The following is a 24104-nucleotide window of genomic DNA, read 5'->3' as shown; positions in this document are numbered from 1 at the left end:
GGCCGCCGTCACCCCGAAGAACCGCTTGGCCGCCGCCTCCACCCCGTAGGCGCCCGCCCCGAAGTAGGCGATGTTCAGGTACTTTTCCAAGATCTGATCCTTGGAGTACTTCTTTTCCACCGCCATCGCATAGCGCAGCTCGTTGAGTTTGCGCGCGTAGCTGGACTCCAGGGCGGCGTTCTTCTCTTTTTCGGTGTCGGCGGAGTTGAGCAGCACCTGCTTGACGTATTGCTGGGTGATGCTGGAGCCGCCCTGGCTTACCCCGCCGGCTTGCAGGTTCTTGGCCAGCGCGCGGATCGTGCCCTCGATGTCGATCGCGCCGTGCTCGTAGAACCGGTAGTCCTCGATCGAGATGATCGCGGTTTTCATGACCTCGGCCATCTCATCGAGCGTGACGACCTCGCGGTATTCCTCGTAGAACCGTGCGATCTCGTTGCCGCGGGCGTCTTGTACGACGGTGACCTCGGCCGGCGGCGGTTCGGTGAGGTCTTCTGGTTTGAGGTTCACCTCGTTGGTGGCCGACATGATGCCCAGGCCCGCGCCTCCCACGGCCGGCAACGCGACCCCCGCCGCGAGCACACCCACCGCCACGCCCACGGCGGCGAGTCGTACGATCTCCGTCCCTCGACGTGACAGTCGAAGAAGCTGGGTGGGCATGGTCAGGCCTTCCCGTCGTGAACTGGATACGACGGGCAGTCTCGTGTTGTTGTTTGATGCCGTCAAAGACAGAAACAGCCGGTTCTATGCTGAAATAGCATACGATTCACCTCGTGGACGTCCTCGGAGCCTGGAGAGCGTTCGTCAACGTGAGCGAACGAGGAAGCTTCACGGAAGGTGCGGCGGCCACGCGCGTGCCGCAGTCGGTCGCGAGCCGTCGGATCGCCGCTCTTGAGAAGCATCTCGGGGAGCGGTTGTTCGACCGGTCGTCGCGCGGGGCGATGCTCACGCAGTTCGGCCGTGACATGCTGCCGTCGGCGAAGCGTCTCGTCCATCTGGCCGACGACATGGAGCACGAAGCCGAACGGGCCAAGCTCAGTCCCCTTCGCCTCGCCGTTCCCGACATCTGCACCGTTCGCGACCTTGCACGGCTCGACGCGGAGGCCCGCCGAAACGGCATCTACCTCGACTTTCACGCTGCCCCGCCGGCCGAACGGGCAGAGCTCGTCCGATCCCGCGAGGTCCGTGCCGCCCTCACGGTCGCATCGCCCAGCGACGCGGTCTGGTCCGTGCGGCTCGGGCTCGCCGGTGCCACGGACCGGCTCGCGGAAACCGTCTACGTCGAGACCCTCCGAGCCGGCCGCGCCGCGCAGTCGTCGCGAAGAAGCCGGATCTGGATCCAGCCCGAGGACGACGTCCCCCACATCCGCGACCGCATGTTCCGGACCCGGGACGCCGTCGGTCTCCAGCCCGCGCAGGTCACCGTCTCGACCACGCTCACCGCCGCCACGGCGGAGGTCCTAGGCTCGACGGATCTCCTCCTGTGCTCGGTCAGGCAAGCCGAGGAGCTGGGGCTACACTGGCGCCCGGTCGGCGAGATCCGCCTGGTCCGCAGCTTCGGGGTGTCAGCCGCCGTCGGGGACGACGCGGAGCGCATTCAGGCCCGGCTGTGGCACGCGATCGCTCGCTGCCTCGGCGCGCGCGACCGAGACGCGTGACCAAGACGGGGGGACACCATCAAGGTCGAGAACCTGATCCGTGAACTCCGGCGATCGCTCGACGACGCCGGGCTCCGGGGGTCGTTCCTGGTCCGGGACCTGCGCTCCGGCGAAGAGATCGGCATCGAGCCGGACCTCGAGTTCCCGAGCGCCTCACTCGTCAAGATCCCGCTCGCCGTCGCGACGCTCGAACGCATCCGGAGGGGTGAGCTCGACGGCTCCACACAGATCCTCGTGCGACCAGGCGGGATCACCACTCCGGGGCCGACCGGGCTGAGCAGGTTCCGGCACCCGGCCCGGATCGCCATCGACGACCTGCTCTACCTCAGCACCGCCTTGAGCGACAGCACGGCGGCGGACGCGCTGTTCGCCCTCACCCCGCCCGCCGAGGTCTCAGCGGTGCTGCACGGGCTGGGGCTCCGCGGCATCACGGTCCGCCACACCATGCAAGAACTCGTCGAGACTCCGGCGGAACGCCTCGACTCCGCCGACGTCCACCTCGCCTACGTCCTCGCCATCGAAGCGGGGACGGCAGGACGAGGACATCGCATCCCGCAACTGGACGTGACGCGCGCGAACTCGGGATCCGCGCGAGCGTTCATCGAACTCCTGCAGGCACTGTGGACACCGTCTCCCATCGACTCGGGCGTCGCCGAGCGCGTGCGGACCCTCATGGCCACCAACCTCTTGCGGCATCGGCTGGCACCCGATTTCAGCTCCGACGCCTCGAGGTGGTCCTCCAAGACCGGGACGCTGCTCAACCTCCGTCACGAGGTCGGCGTGGTCGAGCACGCCGACGGCCAGGTCTTCGGCGTCGCCGTACTCACCGAGTCCCGCGTGCCGGCCGTCAGCCAGCCCGGAGCCGAGGCGCTCATGGCCCAGGTCGCGCGTACGCTCCGCGATCGGCTACGACACCTGTGAACGGCTCCGCAGGGTTGGGATGAGCCGCTGGAATCCGGGCGAGGACACGGGGAAGGGCGCGGCCCCCGAGCGGCCGCGCCCTTCCTTGGTCATGCGGGTGTCTCGTCGTGCGGTGCCGAGCTCAGCAGCTCAGGTTGCCACCGGGGGTGGTGCCCAGGATCTGCGTGAAGCTCTGGTAGGCGTTGATCCGGCTCTGCACCTGCGCCGGGTTCCTGCCGCCGCACTCCAGGCTGCCGTTGATGCTGCGGATCGTCTCGCCGAAGCCGCGCCCGTTGATCATCGCGTTGTGCGGCGTCATCGTGCCCGGGCCGCTCTGGGTGTTCCAGTACCAGAGCGCGGTCTTCCACGCCACGGCGGAGTCGGTCTGCACCAGGTTCGGGTTGCCGAGCAGGTTGATGCCGAGCGCGTCGCCCGCGGCCTTGTAGTTGAAGTTCCAGCTCAGCTGGATCGGCCCGCGGCCGTAGTAGGCCGCCTGGCCCGCGGGACAGCCGTACGACTGGCTGGTGTCGCAGTAGTGGGGGTAGTTCGCGGTGTTCTGCTCCACCACGTAGACCAGGCCGCCGGTCTCATGGTTGACGTTGGCCAGGAACGCGGCCGCCTCCTGCCGCTTGACGGTGTCGCTGCCCGTGTTCGCGAAGCCGGGGTAGGCGCTCAGCGCCGCGGTCAGGCCGCTGTAGGTGTAGAAGGAGTTGCGGTTCGGGAACATCTGGTTGAACTGCGCCTGGCTCACGACGAAGCCCGTCGAGGGCGGGTTCGTGGGGGGATTCGTGGGCGGGGTCGTGCCGCAGGTGTACGGCTCCCAGTACCACGTGCTGATCACGGGGTCGTAGCCCGGGTTGTCGTGCTCGGCGATGTAGAACCTGCCATCGGTGTACTTGACGATGTTTCCGGTGACGTACGCCCTGCCGGCCACCCAGTTCGGGTAGCTGCAGCCCGAGGTCGGGGGCGGTGTCGTGCCGCCGCCGCACACGCCCTGGTCCGCCCAGACGTCGGAGGTGCCGGGAGTCTCGTTCTGGGTCCACCACTTCGCGGACCAGTTGTGGCCGTTGTAGGAGGCGGCCGTGCCGCCGACGTACACCGTCGAGGAACTCCACGCGGTGGTGCAGCTCGCGGCGGAGGCGGAGGACATCGGCAGGACGACCGCGAGCACGCTCGCGAGCGCCAGGGCGGAGAGGGAGGCCATGATGCGCTGTCTCAACACTTGATCACTCCTTCGTGCGGTGGGGGCCGCACAGGTTCGGTGACAGGGCCGGTCCTTACACGAGCTGTCGGCACCGTGACCGGTACCTCATCCGGGGAGGTCGCCGCCGGATCGGGGGCACGAGTGGCCGCGCGGGAGGTTTGCGGACCCGGTCGCCGGCGAGCGGGGAAGGAGTGCGTCGCATGATCGCTTCCATGGGGGAAACCGGGGGGTGTGGGGCGTCCGGACGGTCGGACTTCCATGCGATGACGGCCTGCGTCATCGAGTTCGCGCAGCTCATGGTCGGACCGGACAGTGGCGAGCGGGTTGCCGGAGCTTCCGTTCGCCGTTTCTCTTAAGAAAGTTTCCTAAGAGTTGTCGTGATACTAGCCTTGACAGACTGTTGTCACAACCCCTGAGGTCGCGAGTTTCCCTTGTGCCGCCGGGGTGCGTTCCCCGTCCGGGCGGGGGACGCACCCCCGTTCACCTCGGGGTTGCCCGTCCGTTTAGGTGCGAATGTGTCCGTTAATGGGGATTTCGGATGTCATCATTGCGGCATGTTGGAATCCGTCGGGCTGGATCCTGTGGAGGAACGCGTCTACCGGTTTCTGGTGACGACCGCCGAGGCGGATGTCACCGACCTCGTGAGGAAGCTGGACCTCGACGCCGAGACGGCCGAGACGGTGCTGGTCTCCATGCGGGACAGAGGTCTGATCCGGGAGGCGCCCCCAGACGGACGGCGGTTCACCGCCGTGGCCCCGGACATCGTGCTGGGCTCGCGGCTCCTCCATCACCAGCAGTCACTCGACTGGGCGCGGCGCGAAGTGGAGCAGCTCTCCGAGGAGTATCGGGGCAACGCCCGCCGCCGCGACGCGGGACGGCTCGTCGAGGTGCTGCCCAACCGGCTCGCGATACGCGAGCAGCTCTACCACACGCAGGCGAACGCCCGGGAGGAGGTTCTCTACTTCTGCAAGGGGCGCCCGATGGTGATGCAGGCGACCGAGAACGACGAGGAGCCGGCCGCGCTGCTCCGCGGGGTCGCCTACCGGGTCGTCTACGAGCGCGACCTGCTGGAGGAGCCCGGGATGCAGGCCAACGTCGCCTACGGCGTCAAACTGGGCGAGCAGGCCAGAGCCGTACCCTGGCTGCCGGTGCGGCTGACGGTCGTCGACAGGAAGATCGGCGTGCTGCCGCTGGTGCAGGAGGCCGGAATCTCCGAGCCGACGGCGGCGCTGGTGCGGAGCGGCCAGCTGCTGGACGCGCTGATCGCGCTCTTCGAGGGGTACTGGGACCGGGCGACGCCGCTGCGGGTCGCCGAGGACGGCGCCCTCACCGAGGGCGCGCAGACCTGCCCGCTGAACTCCGACGACCTCTATCTGCTCTCACTGCTGGTCGCGGGAGTGGCGGACAAGTCGATCGCCACCCAGCTGGGGATCAGCCAGCGGACCGTGCAGCGGCGCCTGTCGCACATCATGGAGCTGGCCGGCGCGCAGACCCGGATGCAGCTGGCCTGGCACGCCGCCAGGGAACGCTGGCTCTGACGCGGCGTCCTGCCCGAGCCGGTCAGTCGGTGCCGAACTCCATCGCGGCACGGTCGAGCATCTCGTCGTCGCCGGAGACCTCGCCGCGTGAGGCGATGGCCTCGGCGCCGCCCTGCGGCATCGCGCCGACCAGTTCGGTCGAGGCCACCTGGGCGGCACCGAGGAGCGCGTGATGGGTGCCGACCATGCCGAGGCCGGCGTACTGCTCGAGCTTGGCGCGCGAGTCGGCGATGTCGAGGTTGCGCATGGTGAGCTGGCCGATCCGGTCCACCGGGCCGAACGCCGAGTCCTCGGTGCGCTCCATCGACAGCTTGTCCGGGTGGTAGCTGAAAGCCGGGCCGGAGGTGTTCAGGATCGAGTAGTCCTCACCGCGGCGCAGCCGCAGCGTCACCTCGCCGGTGACCGCCATGCCGACCCAGCGCTGCAGCGACTCTCGCAGCATCAGCGCCTGCGGGTCGAGCCAGCGGCCCTCGTACATCAGCCGGCCGAGCCGCCGTCCCTCGTTGTAGTAGTTCGCCAGGGTGTCCTCGTTGTGGATCGCGTTGACCAGTCGTTCGTACGCCGCGTGCAGCAACGCCATCCCCGGCGCCTCGTAGATGCCGCGGCTCTTGGCCTCGATCACCCGGTTCTCGATCTGGTCCGACATGCCCATGCCGTGCCGTCCACCGACCGTGTTCGCCTCCATCACCAGGTCGACCGGGGTGGCGAACTCCTTGCCGTTGATCGTCACCGGGCGGCCCATGTCGAAACCGATGGTCACGTCCTCGGTGAGGATCTCGACCGCGGGATCCCAGAATCGCACGCCCATGATCGGGTTCACGGTCTCGATGCCGGTGTCGAGGTGCTCCAGGGTCTTGGCCTCGTGGGTGGCGCCCCAGATGTTGGCGTCGGTCGAGTAGGCCTTCTCGGCGCTGTCGCGGTAGGGCAGGTCGTGGGCGAGCAGCCACTCCGACATCTCCTTGCGGCCGCCGAGCTCGGACACGAAGTCCGCGTCGAGCCAGGGCTTGTAGATGCGCAGGTGGGGATTTGCCAGCAGGCCGTACCGGTAGAACCGCTCGATGTCGTTGCCCTTGAACGTCGAGCCGTCGCCCCAGATCTGCACGCCGTCCTCGGCCATCGCCCGGACCAGCAGGGTTCCCGTGACGGCGCGACCGAGCGGCGTGGTGTTGAAGTAGGGGCGCCCGGCCGAACGGATGTGGAACGCACCGCAGGTGAGCGCGGCCAGGCCCTCCTCGACCAGCGCCGCGCGGCAGTCGACCAGGCGCGCGATCTCGGCACCGTACGCCAACGCGCGGTCGGGCACCGAGGCGATGTCGGGCTCGTCGTACTGGCCGATGTCGGCGGTGTAGGTGCACGGAACGGCACCCTTGTCGCGCATCCACGCGACGGCCACCGAAGTGTCGAGGCCGCCCGAGAAGGCGATACCGACGCGCTCGCCGGTGGGCAGGGAGGTGAGAACCTTGGACATAAGACAAGAGTATGCACTGCGACGCATGTTCATGCAAAGCCCTGCGGCCACATCGCGTCGGGGTTTGTTGGCCGCCGCTCCGGCACCGGACGGGAATCGCTCGCTCCACCGCCTGATCCGTCCCGCTACCGGCGACCAGGGGAGACCGGCCCTCGTCCGTGCGCCACGCAAAAAACCCCGCCCGTCTCCGAAGAGACGGACGGGGCTTCGTGAGATCCGGCTACGGCGTGCCGAGCATCGGGACCGCGAAGAAGACGATCATCGCGATCGCCAGGGCGATGACAAAGCCGATCAGCTCCCAGGCCCAGTCGTGATGATGGCGCCGGCCGTACCTGATCATCTTGTGCTTGTGCCGCGCATGCCCGTTCGCCGGGTCCGGGACGGAGGTCGCCACCTCGGGCTCGCGGATCGCGGCCATCTCGCTCGTCTCGGCGAGCTCCGCCGCCCTCGGCGCCCGGCCGAGGTCCAGGTCGTCCGGCCGCTCCTCGTGCGGTGCCGGGGCGCCCGGCTGGTAGACGTGGGTGGACCAGCTGGGGAACACCGGTTTCGCGTACGGCAGCTGGTCGTGCTGCGGCCCGGGGCCCGGATGATCCCTGTCGGTGAACCAGTCGGGGAGCGGCGGCTGCGCGCGTTCGGAGTCTGCCGGGGGATCCGGATTGGTGAGCCACTGGGGCAGCGGCGGCTGCTCGTGACGTGCCAGGGCGTCCAGCTGGTCCGTCTGCAGGGGCCAGCCGGGGAGCGGAAGCACACGGGACGCCCTCTCCCGGCGGGCCGCCATGTCCCGGATCGCCTCGTCGAGGGTCATCTCACCGGGAGGCGCCTCGTCGGAGACCGTCCTGTCGGAAACTGTCGTATCGGAGACCGCCGTATCGGAGGACGTCTCGTCGGAGGACGCCGAGGCGACCAGCTTGTCGGCGGGGGCGGGCGTCACCCGCACCTCGGGGGTGAGCGGCCGGAACAGGTTCTCCGCCGGGGCGTCGTCGAGCACGTCCGCCGGGATCGGCGCCGACAGCGGCATCGCCCGGCGGGGCTTCGGCCGCTGGAGCCTCAGGCGGGAGACCCGGGCCCCCGCGTCGTCGTCGAGTGCCGTCAGGACCGAGTCCCTGATCTTGGGCATCGGGGCGGTGGCGGCCTCGTGGGCGGAGACCACCGCGGGGTCCGGGGGAGAGAACGGGTCCGGAGAGCGGTTCGACGGGGAGAACGGGTCCGGGAAGCGGTCCGGCGGGGAGGCCGGATCCTGAAAGCGTCCCGGTGAGGAGGGGCCGGTCGGCGAGCCGGCCTCGGCGAGCGGCAACGGCCACGCGGGCGTCGTCGGCCAGAGCTGTTTGACCAGCGGGGACGGAGCTCGCCGGGCGGCCGTCGCCGTGACGGCCCGCGGTCCCAGCAGGGCGGCGCGCAGGCCGACGGGCGGGACGGCCCAGGGCGCGCGGGTGAGCACGTCGCGGATCGGGGCGACGCTCATGGCGCCGAACACGTCGGCCAGGTGGTCCGGGACCTGGGTCGAGGCCAGGGCCAGGCTCAGCGACTGGGCGAAGCGGCGGCAGGCGCTCACGGTCAGCTCGTCGGCGGTGTCGCCGGCCACGTCGAGCACCCAGGCGAGCTCGGAGGTGTCCATCTCGCACATGCCGGACAGGTACAGGACCTCGCGCTGGTGCGGGCGCAGTTCGCGCAGGACCCGCTCGACGAGGGCGGACGCCGGGTCGGCGCCGACGGACAGCGGGGCGTAGACGACGTCGCGCTGGTGGATCTCACGACGGGCCAGCGCGTACAGGGCGGCACGCGGCGGGTTCTCGGCCGTGACGACGGCGAGGACGGACGTCAGCGCGTCGGCGGCGGAGGCGGCGTCGCCGAGCTGGTCGTGGCAGTACGCGAACAGCCCGGTGGCATGGCGGTCGTAGAGCTCGGCGATGAGGTCGCCGCGCGAGCGCTGAGCGAGGAGCGGTTGGGTCACGGGACCGGTTCCTCCGCGGGATGGTTCGGCGAGCGTGGTGCAGAACGGGGGTTGTGAAATCTGTGAAACTTGTGACGTGCGATGCCGGAGGGGTTTACTCCGGCAATGTGGGTAATCATGTCAACTCATGGGCACCTCCCGCACTACCCAATGCCTATTTGATTAGAAATACACCTCTCCCGCCCCTCTTGACACGGGGGTGGGGCGACAGATCGTAAATGACGACCGTAGGCTGGGCCGCCGTGGATCGCGGGGGCGGTCATGGGGCGGGGAGCCGCGACCCTGCCGAAAACAAGAGGTTGCGCATGATCACATTCAACGGTGTCACCAAGCGCTACGCCGATGGAACCGTCGCCGTGGACAATCTGAGTCTTGAGGTCCCCACCGGGGAGATAACCGTGTTCGTCGGCCCTTCGGGCTGCGGCAAGACCACCTCCCTTCGCATGATCAACAGGATGATCGACGCGACCGGAGGGCAGATCCTCCTTGACGGTGTGGACGTCAAGACGATCGACCCGCCGACCCTGCGCAGGGGCATCGGGTACGTCATCCAGCAGGCGGGGCTCTTCCCGCACCGCAAGATCGTCGACAACGTGGCGACGGTTCCCTACCTGCTCGGCTGGGACAAGAAGAAAGCCCGTGCCCGGGCGATGGAGCTGCTCGAACGGGTCGGGCTCGACCTCAAGATGGCCGACCGCTACCCCTTCCAGCTCTCCGGAGGCCAGCAGCAGCGGGTCGGCGTGGCCCGCGCCCTGGCCGCCGACCCGCCGGTGCTGCTGATGGACGAGCCGTTCAGCGCGGTGGACCCGATCGTGCGCGCGAGCCTGCAGGAGGAGCTCCTCCGGCTGCAGTCCGAGCTCAACAAGACCATCGTGTTCGTCACCCACGACATCGACGAGGCCGTCAAGCTCGGCGACCGGGTGGCCGTGCTCCGGGTCGGGGGCAAGCTGGCGCAGCTCGCCGATCCCGCGACGCTGCTGACCCGGCCCGCCGACGACTTCGTCCGTGAGTTCCTCGGACGTGACCGGGGCATCCGGCGGCTGTCCTTCGTCTCCGGCGACGGGCTACGGCTGCGCACCGACCTGACCGTGCCCGCCTCCGCCGAGGTCTCCTCGCTGCGAGGCACGACCGAACCCTGGCTGGTCGTGGTGGACGAGGACAACTGTCCGCTGGGCTGGATCGCCTCCAAGGACCTGCCGGAGTCCGGCACGCCGGCGGACGTGGAGCTCGCGCCGTACGGAACGTTCGTCAAGGGCCGCGACTCGCTGCGCGCCGCGCTGGACGCGACGCTGCTGTCCCCGTCCGGGAGCGCGATTGCGGTGGACGAGTCGGGGCGCGTCGTGGGCGTCGCGGTCCGCGAGGCGCTGGACGAGGAGCTGGCGCTGGTCGCCGGGGGTGTCGGAGGCGTCGATGGCTGAGGAACCGCTGGTCCGCTGGGACTGGATCGGACGTAACTGGCCCAACATCCAGGGACTGCTGGTGGACCACGTCGTCATGGCGCTGGTGCCGGTTGTCATCGGGCTGCTCATCGCGCTCCCGCTCGGGCTGGCCGGCGCCCGCTGGCGCTGGCTCTACCAGCCGACCGTCGGCGTCATGAACGTGATCTACTCGCTGCCCTCGCTGGCCGTCTTCATCGTGCTCATCCCGATCACCGGCCTCGCCACCCGGGAGACCGTCATGGTCCCGCTCACGTTCTACGCCATGGCGGTGCTGATCCCGGCCGTCGTGGACGGTCTCACCTCGGTCCCCGACCACGTGCGCCAGTCCGCGGTGGCCATGGGCTTCACCCCGCTGCGCAGGCTGCTCCGGGTGGAGCTGCCGATCGCGGTGCCGGTCGTGCTGGCCGGGCTCCGGGTGGCGGCGGTCTCCAGCATCAGCCTGGTCAGCGTGGGCGCGCTGGTCGGCAGGGGAGGGCTGGGCTACCTGTTCATCGACGGCTGGCAGCGGCAGTTCTACACGCCGATCGTCGTGGGCATCGTGCTGACCGTGGCGCTGGCGGCGGCCGCCGACCTGCTGCTGGTCCTGGCGCAGCGACTGCTGACCCCGTGGTCTCGGGCAAGGAGGACCGCGTGAACTGGGTGATCGACTTCTTCACGAATCCGGACAACTGGTCCGGCCCGGACGGCATCCCCACCCGGCTGCTGGAGCACCTGGAGTTCTCGGGCATCTCGCTGCTGCTCGCCATGCTGATCGCGCTGCCGCTGGGGCTGTGGATCGGCCACACCGGCAAGGGCGCGCTGTTCGCGATCCTGAGCGCCAACGCGGCCCGCGCCCTTCCGACGCTGGGCCTGCTCGTGCTCATCGTGCTGCTGATGGGCGTGGGCACCATCGTCCCGGTGCTGATCCCGCTGGTGGCACTCGCCGTGCCGCCCATCCTGGTCAACACCTACGAGGGCATCCGCAACGTCGATCCCGACCTGCGGGACGCCGCGTACGGCATGGGCCTGCGCGGCGGACAGGTCCTCGGCCGGGTGCTCGTGCCGACCGCGCTGCCGCTCATCATGCTCGGTCTGCGGGTCGCCGCGATCCAGGTGGTGTCGACCGCGACCGTGGCGGCTTACGTAGGCTTGGGGGGTCTCGGCCGGTTCATCGTCGACGGTCTCGCGACCAAGGACTTCCCCAGCACGATCGGCGGGGCCGTTCTCGTGGCGCTGCTGGCTCTGATCGTTCAGCTGGGGTTCGGGCTGGTGCAGCGTTTTCTGGTCTCTCCGGGGGTGAGCCAGCGCTTGACCATACGCTAATCTCCTAATTACCCCCCGCTTTGGAAGGGAACGTACGATGAAGCGCCTTTTCAGCACCGCGGCAGTCATTCTGTCCGCGGCGCTCACTCTTACCGCGTGCGGTGGCGGCGACCCGCTCACCAGCGCCTCCGCGAGCCCCGCGGCCTCCGGATCCGCGCCCGCGGCCGGGGGGAAGGTCGTCGTCGGCTCGGCCAACTTCCCCGAGAACGTCCTCCTCGCCGAGATCTACGCCCAGGCCCTGGAGGCCAAGGGCGTGCAGGTCGAGAAGAAGCTCAACATCGGCAGCCGTGAGGTTCTCGTCGACCAGGTCAAGAGCGGCGGCCTGACGGTCCTGCCGGAGTACATCGGCTCGCTGCTCGCCTTCATCGACAAGACGACGACGGTGAAGAGCAAGGAGGAGATCGTCGCCGGGCTCAAGGAGAAGCTCCCGGCCGAGCTGGAGGTCCTGGAGCCCGCCGCGGCCGAGGACAACAACTCGCTGACGGTCACCAAGGAGACCGCCACGTCCGGCGGCCTCACCACGATCGAGGACCTCGTCAAGGTCGCCAAGGGCTACACGGTCGGCGGCCCGCCGGAGTTCCAGTCCCGGCAGGAGACGAACTTCAAGGACACCTACGGCCTTGAGTTCAAGGAGTGGAAGAAGACCGGTGACGCCACCGCCGACGCCATCAAGGACGGCACCGTCCAGGTCGGCAACGTCTTCACCACCGACCCGAAGATCGTGCTCAACGACCTGGTCTCGCTGCAGGACAACAAGAACGCCTTCGCCGCCGACAACATCGCGCCCCTGGTCAACAAGGCCGGCGCGAACGACACCGTGAAGACGACGCTGAACGCGGTCTCGGCCAAGCTCGACACCCCCGGTCTCCTCGCGCTGATGAAGCGCGTGGCGATCGACAAGGACGACGCCGCCACGGTCGCCAAGGACTGGCTGACGCAGAACGGTCTGCTCTAGTCGCTCCTGATCGTTTTTCTCCTGTTTCGATCTGATCCAGCCGTACGGCCCGCACCGCTCCACCGGTGCGGGCCGTACGGTTTCCGCCCGGGACGCCGTGGACGTCGTGGACGCCGTGTGCCGCCGCGTACGTCGTGTGCCGCCGTGTTCGCGGTGCCCGTCCGAGCTCACGGGATTCATCGGGCCCGCCGGAGTCCCGTTCACGGGCGATGCCAAGGGTGACACCGGTTTCCGGGATGATTACCGGCATGAGTGAGTTCATCGAGGCAATGGCCCAGGTGCCGACCGCCGTGACGGTCATCACCGTCAAGGATGAGCGTGACGACGTGGGGACCACGGTCGCGACCTTCACCTCGGTCTCACTGGACCCGCGGCTCGTGATGGTGAGCATGGAGAACACCCGCTACCTCAACGAGCTTCTGCTCCGCCACGACCGCTGGGCCGCCAGCGTGCTGTCGACCGGGCAGAAGACGATCGCCAGTCGCTTCGCCACCGCCGGTCGCCCCGGCGCGCGGCTCCTGCTCGCGGGGACGCCGCACCACCGGGGTGAGCTGAGCGGGGCACTCATCGTGGACGGCGGCGTGACCGCCCTGGAGGCCGAGACGGTCCAGGTCGTCCCGGCGGGGGACCACACGCTTTTCATCGCCAGGGTCCTCGCGGTCGACTACGTGGACTCGGCACTTCTCCCGCTCGTGCGGTTCCGCGGCCGCTACCGGCCCACCGCCTGATCGCCGGCACCCCGGGCGCATTCGCGGCGGCCTCTCACGGTGATCGGCATGGCCTGCCGGCTCGCGAGGAACTCGGACCGCTCGCTCCCAGGGGGTGAGACCGTCCGCCGAACGCCGTTCCCCGTCCGCCGAACGCGAGACGGGGAACGTCGGTTCCGGCGGCACGCGTCAGCGGATCGTCCACCCGCCCGGGAGCATGAGCGGGCCGTACGAGGGCAGGCCGAGCTCGGTGGCGAGGTGGGCGATCGGGCCCCACGCCTCCAGGCGGACCTGGGCCAGGGCGGCGGACTTGTCCTCGCTGGACTCCGCCGGGCGCAGGCGCTCCAGCGGGCTCAGCCTGGGATAGATGCGGACGGGGGCATCGTCGGCGAGCCTGGCCTTGCCCCTGGCCAGCGCGAGGGCGTCCTCAAGACCGCCGAGCTCGTCGACGAGACCGCGTTCGCGCGCGTCGGCGCCGGTCCAGACCCGGCCCTTGGCCAGCTCGTGGGCACGCTCGCGGGGCAGGCCGCGGCCCTCGGCCACCTTGTTCACGAAGTCGTCGTAGACCCGGTCGAGCCAGGCGTTGACCCGTGCCCACTGCGCCTCGGAGAAGGCGTTCGTGGGGGAGAACATCCCGGCGTTGGCGCCTTCTCCGACGGTCTCGGAGGACACCCCGAGCTTCTCCAGCAGCCCGCCGATGACGGCCTTGCCGCCGAAGACGCCGATGGAACCGGTGAGCGTGCCCGGCTGCGCCACGATCACGTCGGCGGCCATCGAGACCATGTAACCGCCGGAGGCGGCCAGGTCGCCCATCGAGATCACGATGGGCTTGCCCGCCTTGCGGGTGAGCACGACCTCGCGCCAGATGGCGTCGGAGGCCACGTAAGAGCCTCCGGGACTGTCCACCCGGAAGACGACGGCCTTCACGTTGTCGTCGCGGCGGGCCGCGCGGAGGGCGGCGCAGATGGTGTCGGAGCCCATCGCGCCACCGCCGCCCAGCGGGCTGCGGCCACTGCGGCCGAGCCGGATCGCGCCGGTGCCGTGGACCAGCGCGACGGTCTGCTCACCGGGATGCGGGAGCTTCCTGGCGATCAGGTTCTTGGCGTAGCGGCCGACGTAGAGCAGCAGCGAGTCGTCGCCCACGGCCTGCTTGACCTCGTCGTAGACCTCGTCACGGTAGGCCAGCCGGTCCACCAGCCCCGCTTCGACCGCCTCGGCGCCGATGAAGGGGCCCCGGTCGATGAGCTCGCGGACCTTCGCGGGGTCGAGCCCGCGTCCCTCGGCGACGCCCGCGATGACCTGCTCGGTGACCGACTCGGTGATGCGGCCCATCGACTCGCGGTGGGCGTCGGTCATGTGGTCCTGGGTGAAGGTGTTGGCCGCGGTCTTGTATTCGTGCCGCTGGCCGATCTGGTATTCGACGCCGAGCTTGCCCAGCGCGCCCCGCAGGAAACGCTGCTCCATCGCGACGCCGGTGAGCCCGACGTCGCCCGACGGCTGCAGGTAGACCCGCTCGAAGGCGCTGGCCAGATAGTAGGGGACGGTGCCGGCCCCGAACTCGCCGAAGGTCTCGGCGAACGCGATCGTCAGCTTGCCCGCCGCCCGGAAACGGGTCACGGCCTGGCGCAGCTCCTGCACCATCGCCAGTCCCAGCGGCTGGGTGCCGATCTTGACGACCAGCGCCTTGACCCGGGGGTCCTTCCCGCCGCGCTTCAGCCCGGACAGCACATCGGCCAGGCTCGTCCTGCGCATCGACAGGATGGCGCTCAGCGGATCCGCCGGGGGTCCCTGGGTCAGGCCCTCGGTGAGGTCGAGCTCTAGGACCAGTGGAGCGGTGCGCCGCTGCCGGTACCGGTCGACGGTGTCGATGATCACCTTGGTCGCGTCCATGTTCTTCACCCTAAGCGACACATCGCCGACTTATATCGCATGGCGGGTGTTCACCTGCTTTCTCAGGAGCAAGGTGGTTGTAGAGGGCGGAGTACCTTTCAGGCGCTTTTTCTCCGCCGACGTGAGGGCGTCCCTGAACGTGGTCGTCTTGCCGACCTTCGCGGTGAAGTTGACCCCGCCATGGGCCCAGTTCAGCCAGGCGGCGAGCAGTTCGCTCTCGAAACCGGCCCTGGCGGTCTTCTTGGCGGGCTTGAGCACCCGGTAGGCCGTACCCAGGGTGGAGACGCGCGTGAGCTCGGAGAAGACCTTGCTGGCCTTGGCGGTCATGCCGAGATAGCAGGCGAGCGTCGCGTCGGGCAGCGTTCCCTTGCCCCGGGTGATCTCCACGGCCCACTGCGCGGCGGTCAGCGTCTTCTTGGACGTGCCGCGCGTGCACATGACGGGCGCCGCGGCGGGGGTGGCGGGGGTGGCGGTCACGGTGACGGTGACGGTGACCTGCGGCAGGGGAATCGGCTCCGGCGCGGGGGCCGGCGGGTCGCTGACCGGGGAGGGACCCGAGCTCGGCTCGGGGCTCGGGTCGCCCGCCAGGTCGTCATCGGGGTCGCCCGGGGTGGATCCGTCTCCCGGATCGGGGTTCTGGGTTATGGCGGGATCGGGAGTGTCTCCGGCGATCGCGACGCCCAGGTCCAGGCGCGGGGTGCTCACCCCGTCGTAGACGATCGGGCGGCCCGCCGCCTTGAGCAGGTCGAGCAGCGCGTCCGGAGCGCCGGGGGACTTCTGCGCCATCAGCGCCATGGCGCCGGTGACGTGGGGGGTGGACATCGAGGTCCCGCTGTAGACCTGGTGTCCGCCGCCCGGCACCGCGGAGTCGATGTCGACGCCGGGGGCGAAGAGGTCGAGTACGGAGCCGTAGTTGGACCAGTAGGGAACGTGGTCGCCGTCATCGGTCGCGCCCACGGTCACCGCGCCGGACAGACAGCCGGGAGCCCCGGCGCCGGGGGAGCCCTCGTTCCCGGCCGCGGCGACGACGGCCACGCCCTTGGCGCGCAGGACCTCGACCCGCTCCTTCATCGCTGCCAGGTCGGGCTCGGCGTCGCATGCCCCCTCGTAGAGCCCGCCCCCGAGGCTGAGGTTCACCGCGACGAGACCCGGAATGGTGTTCTTGAGCTCCGCGACGCGATCGAGGGCGAGCAGGAGCGAGGACTCGTAGGCGGTGAGGCAGGCTCCACCCTCGTCGCAGTCGTTGATCCGGCTGAAGACCTGGATCGCCACGATGCCCGCGTCGGGCGCGACGGCGTGGGCGATGCCCGCCACGTGGGTGCCGTGGTCGCACAGGTTGACCCCACCGTCGAGGCAGGCGGGGGTCTTGGCGTCGGCGGATTCGGAGTCGGTCTCATCCCCGTTGGGACAGAGCGACTGGGCGCCCTCGCTCTCGTCCGTCACGGAGAAGCATTCCTGATCCACGACCTTGTTCGCGAGATCGGGGTGACCGGCGTCGATCCCGGTGTCGATGATCGCGATCGTCTGACCCTCGCCTCTGATCCCGGCTCCGTGTGCCTTGTCAGCGCCGATCACCTGCAGGCCGGAGGCCAGCGAGGTGGGGAAGTAGGCGCGGTCCCGGCGGATGGAGCGGACGCGAGGGTCCTCGGCCAGGCGGGTCAGGGACTCGCCGGTGCCCTGGACGACGATGAAGGAGGTGTCCGGCGGCTCCAGAATCACCTGTGCGTCGGGTAGCAGTCGCGCCTCCCCGGCGACGGGGGCCGCCTCGGCGGGGGCCGCCACCTCGACGATGACCCGTGCCCCGTCGGTGTCCACCCCGAGGCCGGCCTCCAGCTTCGGAGGGGCGGCCGGATCCTCCGCGGGGGGAGCGGGTGCCGGAGGGTTCTCGGTCGTGGCGGGAGCGGGTGTCGCGGAAGGGGCGGGCGCCGGGGGACTCCCGGCGAAGGCAGGTACGGCGGGGGCGAGGCTGAACACGATCGCCATGGCCACGAGGGCTCGAAGTCGCACTTGTCCTCCGGGGGATCAACAGGCGATTCGGAGTCTAGGTAGCGATTCGTCCCTGGTGAATACTTTGCCCCGGATTTAGAGGATCTTCTCAGAAACGGGCTCGGCCCCCCGCGGCGTAACGCACACGGAGGGCCGAGTGTTCGAAATATTACTTGAGGCCGTTGGCGATCGCGGTGATGAGCTCACCGTTGGCGGTGTCTCCGCTGGTCTCCCAGAAGAACGCGCCGCCCAGACCCTGGTTCTTGGCGTAGGTCATCTTGCCGGCGATGGTGCTGGGGGTGTCGTAGCTCCACCACTGGCCGTTGCAGAAGGCGTAGGCGGTGCCGCCGACGGTGCCGGTGGCCGGGCACTTGGTCTTGAGGACCTTGTAGTCCTCGTTGCCCGCCTCGTAGGTGCCCGGGGCCGCGCCGGTCGCGGTGCCGCCCGGAGCCGCCTGCGTCACGCCGCTCCAGCCTCGGCCGTAGAAGCCGATGCCGAGCAGGAGCTTGCTGGCGGGGATTCCCTTGGCCTTGAACTTCTGGATCGCGGCGTCGGAGTTGAAACCGGCCGTCGGGATGCCGGTGTAGGAGGTGAGGGGCGAGTGCGGGGCCGTCGGTCCCTGAGCGTTGAACGAGCCGAAGTAGTCGTACGTCATCGGCATGAGCCAGTTCAGGTTGTTGATGGCACCGGCGTAGTCGGCGACGTCGATCTTGCCGCCGGCGGAGCCGTCGGCGGTGGTCGCCGCGGTGACCAGGGCGTTGGCGCCGAACCTGCTCCGCAGAGCGGAGATCACGTTCTTGAACGCGTTCGGGCCGCTGGCGTCACAGCTCAGACCGCAGGCGTTGGGGTACTCCCAGTCGACGTCGATGCCGTCGAACACGTCGGCCCAGCGCGGGTCCTCGACCAGGTTGTAGCAGGACTCGGCGAACGCCGCCGGGTTGGCCGCGGCCTGGGTGAAGCCGCCGGACCAGGTCCAGCCGCCGAACGACCAGATGACCTTGATGTTCGGGTAGGCCTTCTTCAGCTTGCGGAGCTGGTTGAAGTTGCCGCGCAGCGGCTGGTCCCACGTGTCGGCCACGCCGTCGACGCTCTGGTCGGCGGTGTAGGCCTTGTCATAGTCGGCGTAGGAGTCGCCGATGCTGCATCGGCCGCCCGCGGTGTTGCCGAACGCATACAGGATGTGCGTCAGCTTCGCCGCCGAACCACTCGTGACCAGATTCTTCACGTGGTAGTTGCGGGCGTAGACGCCCCATTCGGTGAAGTATCCGACGAGCTTCTTACCCGAGACCGGGGGAACGGTCGGGGTGACCGTCGGGGTCGGGGTCGGGGTCGGAGTGGGCGTCGGCGTCGGGGTGACCGTCGGCGTCGGCGTCGGGGTCGGCGTGGGGTCCGGGGTGCCGGTGCCGTTGCAGGCGCCGCCGTTGAGCTTGCAGTTCAGCACGCCGGTCAGTCCGCCGGGCGCGCCGTTGAATCCGAAGCTCACGGTGGCCCCTGCCGCCACGGCCCCGTTCCACGACTTGTTGACGAAGGTGTAGTGATCGCCGCTCTTGGTGAGATCGGCGTCCCACGCGGAGGGGATCGACTTGCCGGCGGGGAGGTCGAACTCGACCTTCCAGCTCGTCAGGGCACTCGTTCCCGCTTTCACGGTGACCTTGCCCTCGAAGCCTGAGCCCCAGTCGGACACGGTGGAATAGGTGGCCGTGGCGGGAGTGGCGGCCGTCGCGGCGTTCATCCCCATGGGGGCGAGCAGCGCCGCCGCTGCGATGAAGGAGCCGATGGTAATTCGTCGCAAGGGTCGCTCCAGGTCAGTTGGTGCCTAGTCCCCGTATTCATAGGAAAGTTTCCTATTAGTTCTCAGAGCGTAGGTTCTCGTTCGCGGGCGGTCAATGCCTTGTCCGTCGATATAAGGCCGATTTAAGGTTTTCCGTCCATGTGACGTACACGCGCCGGTTGAGCGCGTGACGAATGACCTGCGGAGCAGGGGAGACGCGGGCCGGATCGCGGCTGGGCGTCACATCCGGGCGGGGTGGTAGGCCGAATTACGGATGGGCGCGAAGCGCAAAAAGGCCGACCCCATATCGAGCGGCCAGCCTGAAAGAGACATGAAACGAACCGGTCGCCCGTTGAGTGACCGGTTCGACCAAGACATGAAACGGGCCGGTTGTCTGTTGAGCGACCGGTTCGACCAAAACATGAAACGGGCCGGTTGTCTGTTGAGCGACCGGTTCGACCGAGATATGAAACGGGCCGGTCACACGACAGGTGACCGGCCCGAATGCGGGTTGGGAGCGGAGGCTACCGTCTGCGGCTCATCCCTCCGCGGCCGGTTCTCCGATGCTCCGTTTGCCCGGGCCGCTCTGCCCGTTCTGAATGCTCTGAGCGCTCTGGATATCCCGGACCTCCTGGGGGGCCGGGGCGTCCCGCTCGCTCTCGTCGACGGCCTGGACCCCGTAGGCCGGAACGGGAACCTGCCGGAGCCAGAGGGCGCCCAGGGGAGGGACACGCAGGCGGGCGGAGTACGGCAGGCCGTGGCGGGGCTCGTCGATCGCCTCCACGGTGCCGAGGTTGCCCACCCCGCTGCCCGCGTAGTCGTAGGCGTCGGTGTTGAGCACCTCCTCCCACGACCCCGGATAGGGCAGACCGAGGTTGTAGTCGTCGTGCGGCGAGCCGGAGAAGTTGGCCACGCAGGCCAGGGCCGAGCCGTCCTTGGCATAGCGAAGGAACGAGAACACGTTGCCCATCGCGTCGTCGGCGTCGATCCAGCGGAAGCCCTCGGGGGAGGTGTCCATGTCCCAGAGGGCAGGGGTCTCCTTGTAGATCCGGTTGAGATCGCGGACCACCCGCTGGACCCCCTTGTGCCCGTCGAAGTCGAGCACCCACCAGTCGAGCCCGCGCTCCTCCGACCACTCCGAGCCCTGGCCGAACTCCCCGCCCATGAACAGCACCTGCTTGCCGGGGTGGGCCCACATGAAGGCGAACAGCGCGCGCAGGTTCGCGAACCGCTGCCACTCGTCGCCGGGCATCTTGCCGAGCAGCGATCCCTTGCCGTGCACCACCTCGTCGTGCGAGAGCGGCAGCACGAAGTTCTCCGAGTAGGCGTACATCAGCGAGAACGTCATCTGGTGGTGGTGGTAGCGCCGGAAGATCGGCTCGTGCTTGAGATAGGCGAGCGTGTCGTGCATCCAGCCCATGTTCCACTTGAACCCGAAGCCCAGCCCACCCAGGTGCACCGGCCGGGAGACGCCCGGCCACGCCGTCGACTCCTCGGCGATGGTGGTGATGCCCGGCGCCTCCCGATAGGCGACCGCGTTCATCTCCTTGAGGAACTCCACCGCGTCGAGGTTCTCCCGCCCGCCGTACTCGTTGGGCGTCCACTCACCCTCGCGCCGCGAGTAGTCGAGATAGAGCATCGAGGCGACCGCGTCGACCCGCAGCCCGTCGATGTGGAACTCGCGCAGCCAGTAGACCGCGTTGGCGACCAGGAAGTTGCGGACCTCCCGGCGGCCGAAGTCGAAGATGTAGGTGCCCCATTCGGGGTGCTCGCCCCGCGCGGGGTCGGCGTGCTCGTAGAGCGGCGTCCCGTCGAACCTGGCCAGCGCCCAGTCGTCCATCGGGAAGTGCGCGGGCACCCAGTCGACCAGCACCCCGATCCCGGCCTGGTGCAGGCGTTCCACCAGGTATCGGAAGTCGTCGGGAGTGCCGAACCGGGCCGTCGGGGCGTAGTAGGACGTCACCTGGTAGCCCCAGGAACCGCCGAACGGATGCTCGGCCACCGGCATGAACTCCACGTGGGTGAAGCCCATGTCCACCACGTAGTCGACCAGCTCGGTGGCCATATCCCGGTAGGACAGCCCCGGCCGCCACGAGCCGAGGTGAACCTCGTAGGCGCTCATCGGCTCCGCCGCCGCATTGCTGCCGGCGCGCCGCCGCATCCACTCCTCGTCCTGCCAGCCGTACTCCGACTTGTCGATCACCGACGCGGTCGCGGGCGGGCATTCGGTGCGCCGGGCCATCGGGTCGGCCTTGGCCCGCCAGACCCCGTCCGCGCCGAGGACGCCGAACTTGTAGCGGTCACCCTCGCCCAGCCCCGGGATGAAGAGCTCCCACACTCCCGAGCTGCCCAGCGAGCGCATGGGGTACGCGGTGCCGTCCCAGTGGTTGAAGTCTCCGAGGACCCGCACCCCGCGCGCGTTCGGCGCCCATACGGCGAAGGCCGTGCCCTGCACGTCCTCGTGCAGCATGACCCGCGCGCCGAGCACCTCCCAGAGCCGCTCGTGACGCCCCTCGCCGATCAGATGGAGATCCACCTCGCCCAGCGTGGGCCAGTGCCGGTAGGGGTCGGTGGTCTCGTACGGCTCGGCCCCGGCGTAGGCGATCCGGAGCCGGTAATCGGGGATCTTGTCAAGGCCGGGAAGCGTCGTCGCGAACACTCCGTGGGCCACATGTCTCATCTCGTGAGCCTGGCCGTCCACGACCGCCTGGACCTTCTGCGCCAGTGGCCGCAGCGTCCTGATGGTCACACCCTCCGGTCCCAGGTGCGCCCCCAGAATCGAGTGCGGATCGTGGTGTGCACCGCCTGCCAGCCGGTCCAAGTCCGCGTTCATGGCTCACTCCCGCTAGATCGATATCCCTAACCCTGCCGTACCCGGGCACCCAACTCATGCCCTTGTCCGCTATCACCATGCGTGTCGCGAAAAGGTGCGGATTTGTGGGCGGAAAAATCCCGATTGGCATCCCTTGAAGCTTATGAAAACACTGTCCGCGCACCGAGTGGATCACACGGAGAGTGATGGCGCATCCGTATGATCCACCGCCACCCGTACCCGCCCGGCCTCTCCACGGCGTGAGTGCCGCGTTCCCGAAGCCTCCCGCACTTCACGGGGGCCGCGCGAGGGTTGCGCGAGACCGGTTGAAGGTCGTGTTCCCACAGCTTCCCGCACTTCGTGGGAGCCGTGCGCCTGGAGATCAGCGAGGGTTCTTGGCCGTGACGTCGCGGGCGGTGACGCGGAAACCCTGCCAGTGGGTCGGCATGAGGTCGCCGTCCTCGTCACGGGGGACGTGGTGGTAGCCGACGTTGACCCATACGACGGGATCCTTGACCCGCTCGCCGTTGATATAGCGGTCGACGGACTTGGCGCATCCGGGAGAGGGGTTGATGGTCGCCAGGCGCTCGCACGAGCGGTAGGTGCTGACGTAGACGTCGGCGCGGGTGAAGGCCTCGTTGGCGGGGCCCCGGTATTCGGAGCTGTCGGCGTTGTTGATCTCCCAGGAGACGCGGTGCCCGTCGGCGTTGCGCACCTTCTGATCGACCACGCGCCACCAGCGCATCGGCCCGTTGACGGCCTTGGTCTCCCTGGCGAACGCGGTGCGTTCGAGCTTCCGCTTGGCCGTACCGGATCCTGAGAAGTCGTACTGTTCGACGAGGTCGTCGGCCTTGCCCGCGACGTCGAAGTCGAGGCGCCAGAAGATGTTGTGGTTGTGGCTCGTCTCGAAGGTCCTCGCCCCCACCCCGATCGGCCAGCCGTGCTCGGGCGTGGTGGTGAACCCGGACAGCGAGCCCGTCGCGCCCACGCGCGGGGTGATCGAGCCGTCGTCGGAGAAGGCCCATTCGACCAGGTAGGTGTACCAGCCGACCTGGAAGGCGGAGAACACCACCAGATCGTGCCCCTGGGCAGACGTGTTCGGCCCGTCGTAGTCGGACTTCAGATACGCGTGGCCACGCGCCCGCGTCGTCACGCAGACGAACTGCTCGCGGCGCTCACCCCCCGGGCAGTCGGCGGACTGCAGCGCGATGGCGGTGTAGCCCAGGGCCCCGATGTCGTGGTAGCGGGGCCGGCCGCTGTCGTAGGGCACGTGGATCTGGGCCAGCGCGGTGCTGCGGAGCACCGTGACCGCCCGGTTGCCCTTCGGCGTGTAGACGACCTTGGTGAGGGTCAGTCCCTCGATGTTGCGCATCTCCCAGCAGAGCTGCCAGCGTGCGCCGTTCGGCAGGGTCTTGTCGATCCGGTACGGCGCGCTGCACGGGGGCGCCGGAGCCCGTACGGCATGCGCCGCCGATGCGGGTGCCCCGGCGCCGGTCACGGCCCGGGTGGCGGTCATGGCCTGCGGCGCCGGTGCGGCCTGGGCACCGGTCATGGCCTGCGGCGCCGATGCGACCTGGGCGCCGTGCGTGGCGGGCGCGGCTTGTGCCGAGGCGGCCTGTGCCGAGCCGAGGCCTCCGGCGAGCATGACGCAGGAGAGGGCGAGGCGGAGGAACACGGTCACCACTCCAGGGTGTGGATCTTCTTGGCGGACAGGTCGACGACGATCCGGCTGGTGTCCAGCCACGTCTTGTCGGGCAGCCGGACGAACAGCCGCAGGCACCGGTGGATCCCGCAGTGCCGGGCGGGCCCCCGCTCACCGGCCGGTGTGAAGATCAGCCCGCGCAGGCCCAGGTCGGCCGCGGACCTCAGCTGCCTGCCCCCCGCCCTGGCGTAGGACTCGCGCACGCCCCCGCCGTACTGCGGGTGAGCCAGGAGCAGTTCGGCGGCCGTCGCCTCCTCCGCCTTGGACGGCGGCGGCTGCACCCCTCGCGCCACGCTCTCCTCGACGACCGTGCCCCGGTCGAGGTCGACGGTCCGCACGATGAGCCTGTCGGCGCTGTAGTCGTACAGGTAGGCGTCGGCCCGCCGTCGCTCGTCCGCTTCCTTGTCGTCGTCGCGCTCGACGTAGAGGAGCTTGACCTGCCCGGCCGCCATGTGCTCCCGGGAACCCGCCGACGCGATCGTGCTCGCCCGCGCGATCTCCTGTGCGGTCAGCGGATCCCCCTGCACGACCGCCCGGGGCGCTGACCCCGCCGCCTGAGACCCCTGCTCGCCGGGTATGAACAACACGGCCCCGGCGACGGTCACCATCCCCGCTCCCGCGACCGCCATCACCATCAGTCTCCGCCCCACGAGCGCCCTCTTTACTCATTGTTGACCTTTGACTGCGAACGGTAGCCGCAATGGGACGTCTGGGCAGATCAAACGGCGGATTGCGCCATTGGTGTATGACGAGGTGGTTTGCGAGATAGGTGAGGAGCCGTGTTCTGCCTGGCGCTGCCGATGCCGGCGGATTCTCCGCTGTGG

18 protein-coding genes are annotated in these 24104 nt (G+C 69.1%); 8 read left to right on the top strand and 10 right to left on the bottom strand.

Annotation, left to right across the window (positions count from 1 at the left end):
- A partial coding sequence (locus tag CHC08_RS18490; protein ID WP_179282103.1) for a biosynthetic peptidoglycan transglycosylase occupies positions 1 to 657 on the bottom strand: 657 nt, incomplete at its 3' end.
- A gap of 113 nt (positions 658 to 770) precedes the next feature.
- Between CHC08_RS18490 and CHC08_RS18485 the strand changes: the two genes are divergently transcribed.
- Together CHC08_RS18485 and CHC08_RS18480 are read left to right on the top strand one after the other, a co-directional pair.
- Positions 771 to 1655, top strand: coding sequence for a LysR family transcriptional regulator (locus CHC08_RS18485; protein WP_089208540.1), 885 nt, complete (start codon positions 771 to 773; stop codon positions 1653 to 1655).
- 18 nt (positions 1656 to 1673) lie between these two features.
- Positions 1674 to 2576: a serine hydrolase gene (locus CHC08_RS18480; protein ID WP_089208539.1), complete on the top strand. Its 903-nt coding sequence runs from the start codon at positions 1674 to 1676 to the stop codon at positions 2574 to 2576.
- 121 nt (positions 2577 to 2697) lie between these two features.
- Here the strand turns inward: CHC08_RS18480 and CHC08_RS18475 are convergent, their stop codons facing one another.
- A complete protein-coding gene (locus CHC08_RS18475) occupies positions 2698 to 3774 on the bottom strand; it encodes a glycoside hydrolase family 19 protein (protein WP_420823574.1) in 1077 nt (358 codons plus the stop codon).
- 539 nt (positions 3775 to 4313) lie between these two features.
- Here CHC08_RS18475 and CHC08_RS18470 point away from each other — a divergent pair.
- Positions 4314 to 5297: a helix-turn-helix domain-containing protein gene (locus tag CHC08_RS18470; protein WP_089208537.1), complete on the top strand. Its 984-nt coding sequence runs from the start codon at positions 4314 to 4316 to the stop codon at positions 5295 to 5297.
- A 22-nt stretch (positions 5298 to 5319) separates the two neighbouring features.
- Here the strand turns inward: CHC08_RS18470 and argG are convergent, their stop codons facing one another.
- Both argG and CHC08_RS49630 read right to left on the bottom strand, forming a co-directional pair.
- On the bottom strand, positions 5320 to 6765 hold the full coding sequence (gene argG / locus CHC08_RS18465) for an argininosuccinate synthase (protein ID WP_089208536.1): 1446 nt from the start codon (positions 6763 to 6765) through the stop codon (positions 5320 to 5322).
- 220 nt (positions 6766 to 6985) lie between these two features.
- Entirely contained in the window at positions 6986 to 8716 is a 1731-nt protein-coding gene (locus CHC08_RS49630; protein ID WP_089208535.1) for an RNA polymerase sigma factor, read from the bottom strand.
- A gap of 305 nt (positions 8717 to 9021) precedes the next feature.
- Here CHC08_RS49630 and CHC08_RS18455 point away from each other — a divergent pair, with 305 nt between their 5' ends.
- The 5 genes from CHC08_RS18455 (at position 9022) to CHC08_RS18435 (ending at position 13140) form a co-directional block, all read left to right on the top strand.
- Entirely contained in the window at positions 9022 to 10134 is a 1113-nt protein-coding gene (locus tag CHC08_RS18455) for an ABC transporter ATP-binding protein (protein ID WP_089208534.1), read from the top strand.
- On the top strand, positions 10127 to 10789 hold the full coding sequence (locus tag CHC08_RS18450) for an ABC transporter permease (RefSeq protein ID WP_089208562.1): 663 nt from the start codon (positions 10127 to 10129) through the stop codon (positions 10787 to 10789). Before CHC08_RS18455 ends, CHC08_RS18450 begins: the two co-directional genes overlap by 8 nt.
- Positions 10786 to 11457, top strand: coding sequence for an ABC transporter permease (locus tag CHC08_RS18445; protein WP_089208533.1), 672 nt, complete (start codon positions 10786 to 10788; stop codon positions 11455 to 11457). The genes CHC08_RS18450 and CHC08_RS18445 overlap by 4 nt, the downstream gene beginning before the upstream one ends.
- 37 nt (positions 11458 to 11494) lie before the next feature.
- Positions 11495 to 12412, top strand: a complete 918-nt coding sequence (locus CHC08_RS18440; protein ID WP_089208532.1) for an ABC transporter substrate-binding protein — start codon at positions 11495 to 11497, stop codon at positions 12410 to 12412.
- Positions 12413 to 12660: 248 nt separating this feature from the next.
- Positions 12661 to 13140 (top strand): flavin reductase family protein, encoded by a 480-nt coding sequence (locus CHC08_RS18435; RefSeq protein WP_089208531.1) that lies wholly within the window; start codon positions 12661 to 12663, stop codon positions 13138 to 13140.
- 168 nt (positions 13141 to 13308) lie between these two features.
- Here the strand turns inward: CHC08_RS18435 and sppA are convergent, their stop codons facing one another.
- The 6 genes from sppA to CHC08_RS18405 form a co-directional block, all read right to left on the bottom strand.
- Positions 13309 to 15009 (bottom strand): signal peptide peptidase SppA, encoded by a 1701-nt coding sequence (gene sppA / locus CHC08_RS18430; protein WP_089208530.1) that lies wholly within the window; start codon positions 15007 to 15009, stop codon positions 13309 to 13311.
- Positions 15010 to 15039: 30 nt separating this feature from the next.
- Positions 15040 to 17016 carry a S8 family peptidase gene (locus tag CHC08_RS18425; RefSeq protein ID WP_143653265.1) on the bottom strand — a complete coding sequence of 659 codons (1977 nt, stop codon included), beginning with the start codon at positions 17014 to 17016 and terminating at the stop codon, positions 15040 to 15042.
- A 148-nt stretch (positions 17017 to 17164) separates the two neighbouring features.
- Positions 17165 to 18787, bottom strand: coding sequence for a glycosyl hydrolase family 18 protein (locus CHC08_RS18420; protein ID WP_245878397.1), 1623 nt, complete (start codon positions 18785 to 18787; stop codon positions 17165 to 17167).
- 517 nt (positions 18788 to 19304) lie between these two features.
- Positions 19305 to 21599 (bottom strand): 1,4-alpha-glucan branching protein GlgB, encoded by a 2295-nt coding sequence (gene glgB, locus CHC08_RS18415; RefSeq protein WP_089208528.1) that lies wholly within the window; start codon positions 21597 to 21599, stop codon positions 19305 to 19307.
- Between the two features lie 361 nt (positions 21600 to 21960).
- Entirely contained in the window at positions 21961 to 23259 is a 1299-nt protein-coding gene (locus tag CHC08_RS18410; protein WP_245878396.1) for a copper amine oxidase, read from the bottom strand.
- On the bottom strand, positions 23256 to 23930 hold the full coding sequence (locus CHC08_RS18405; RefSeq protein WP_143653263.1) for a Tat pathway signal sequence domain protein: 675 nt from the start codon (positions 23928 to 23930) through the stop codon (positions 23256 to 23258). The genes CHC08_RS18410 and CHC08_RS18405 overlap by 4 nt, the downstream gene beginning before the upstream one ends.
- Positions 23931 to 24104: the final 174 nt, after the last annotated feature.

The organism is Streptosporangium subroseum, assembly GCF_900188345.1.
GTDB lineage: Bacteria > Actinomycetota > Actinomycetes > Streptosporangiales > Streptosporangiaceae > Streptosporangium > Streptosporangium subroseum.
The sequence above is the reverse complement of the archived record's forward strand: the minus strand, read 5'-3'. Positions and strand labels throughout refer to the sequence as shown.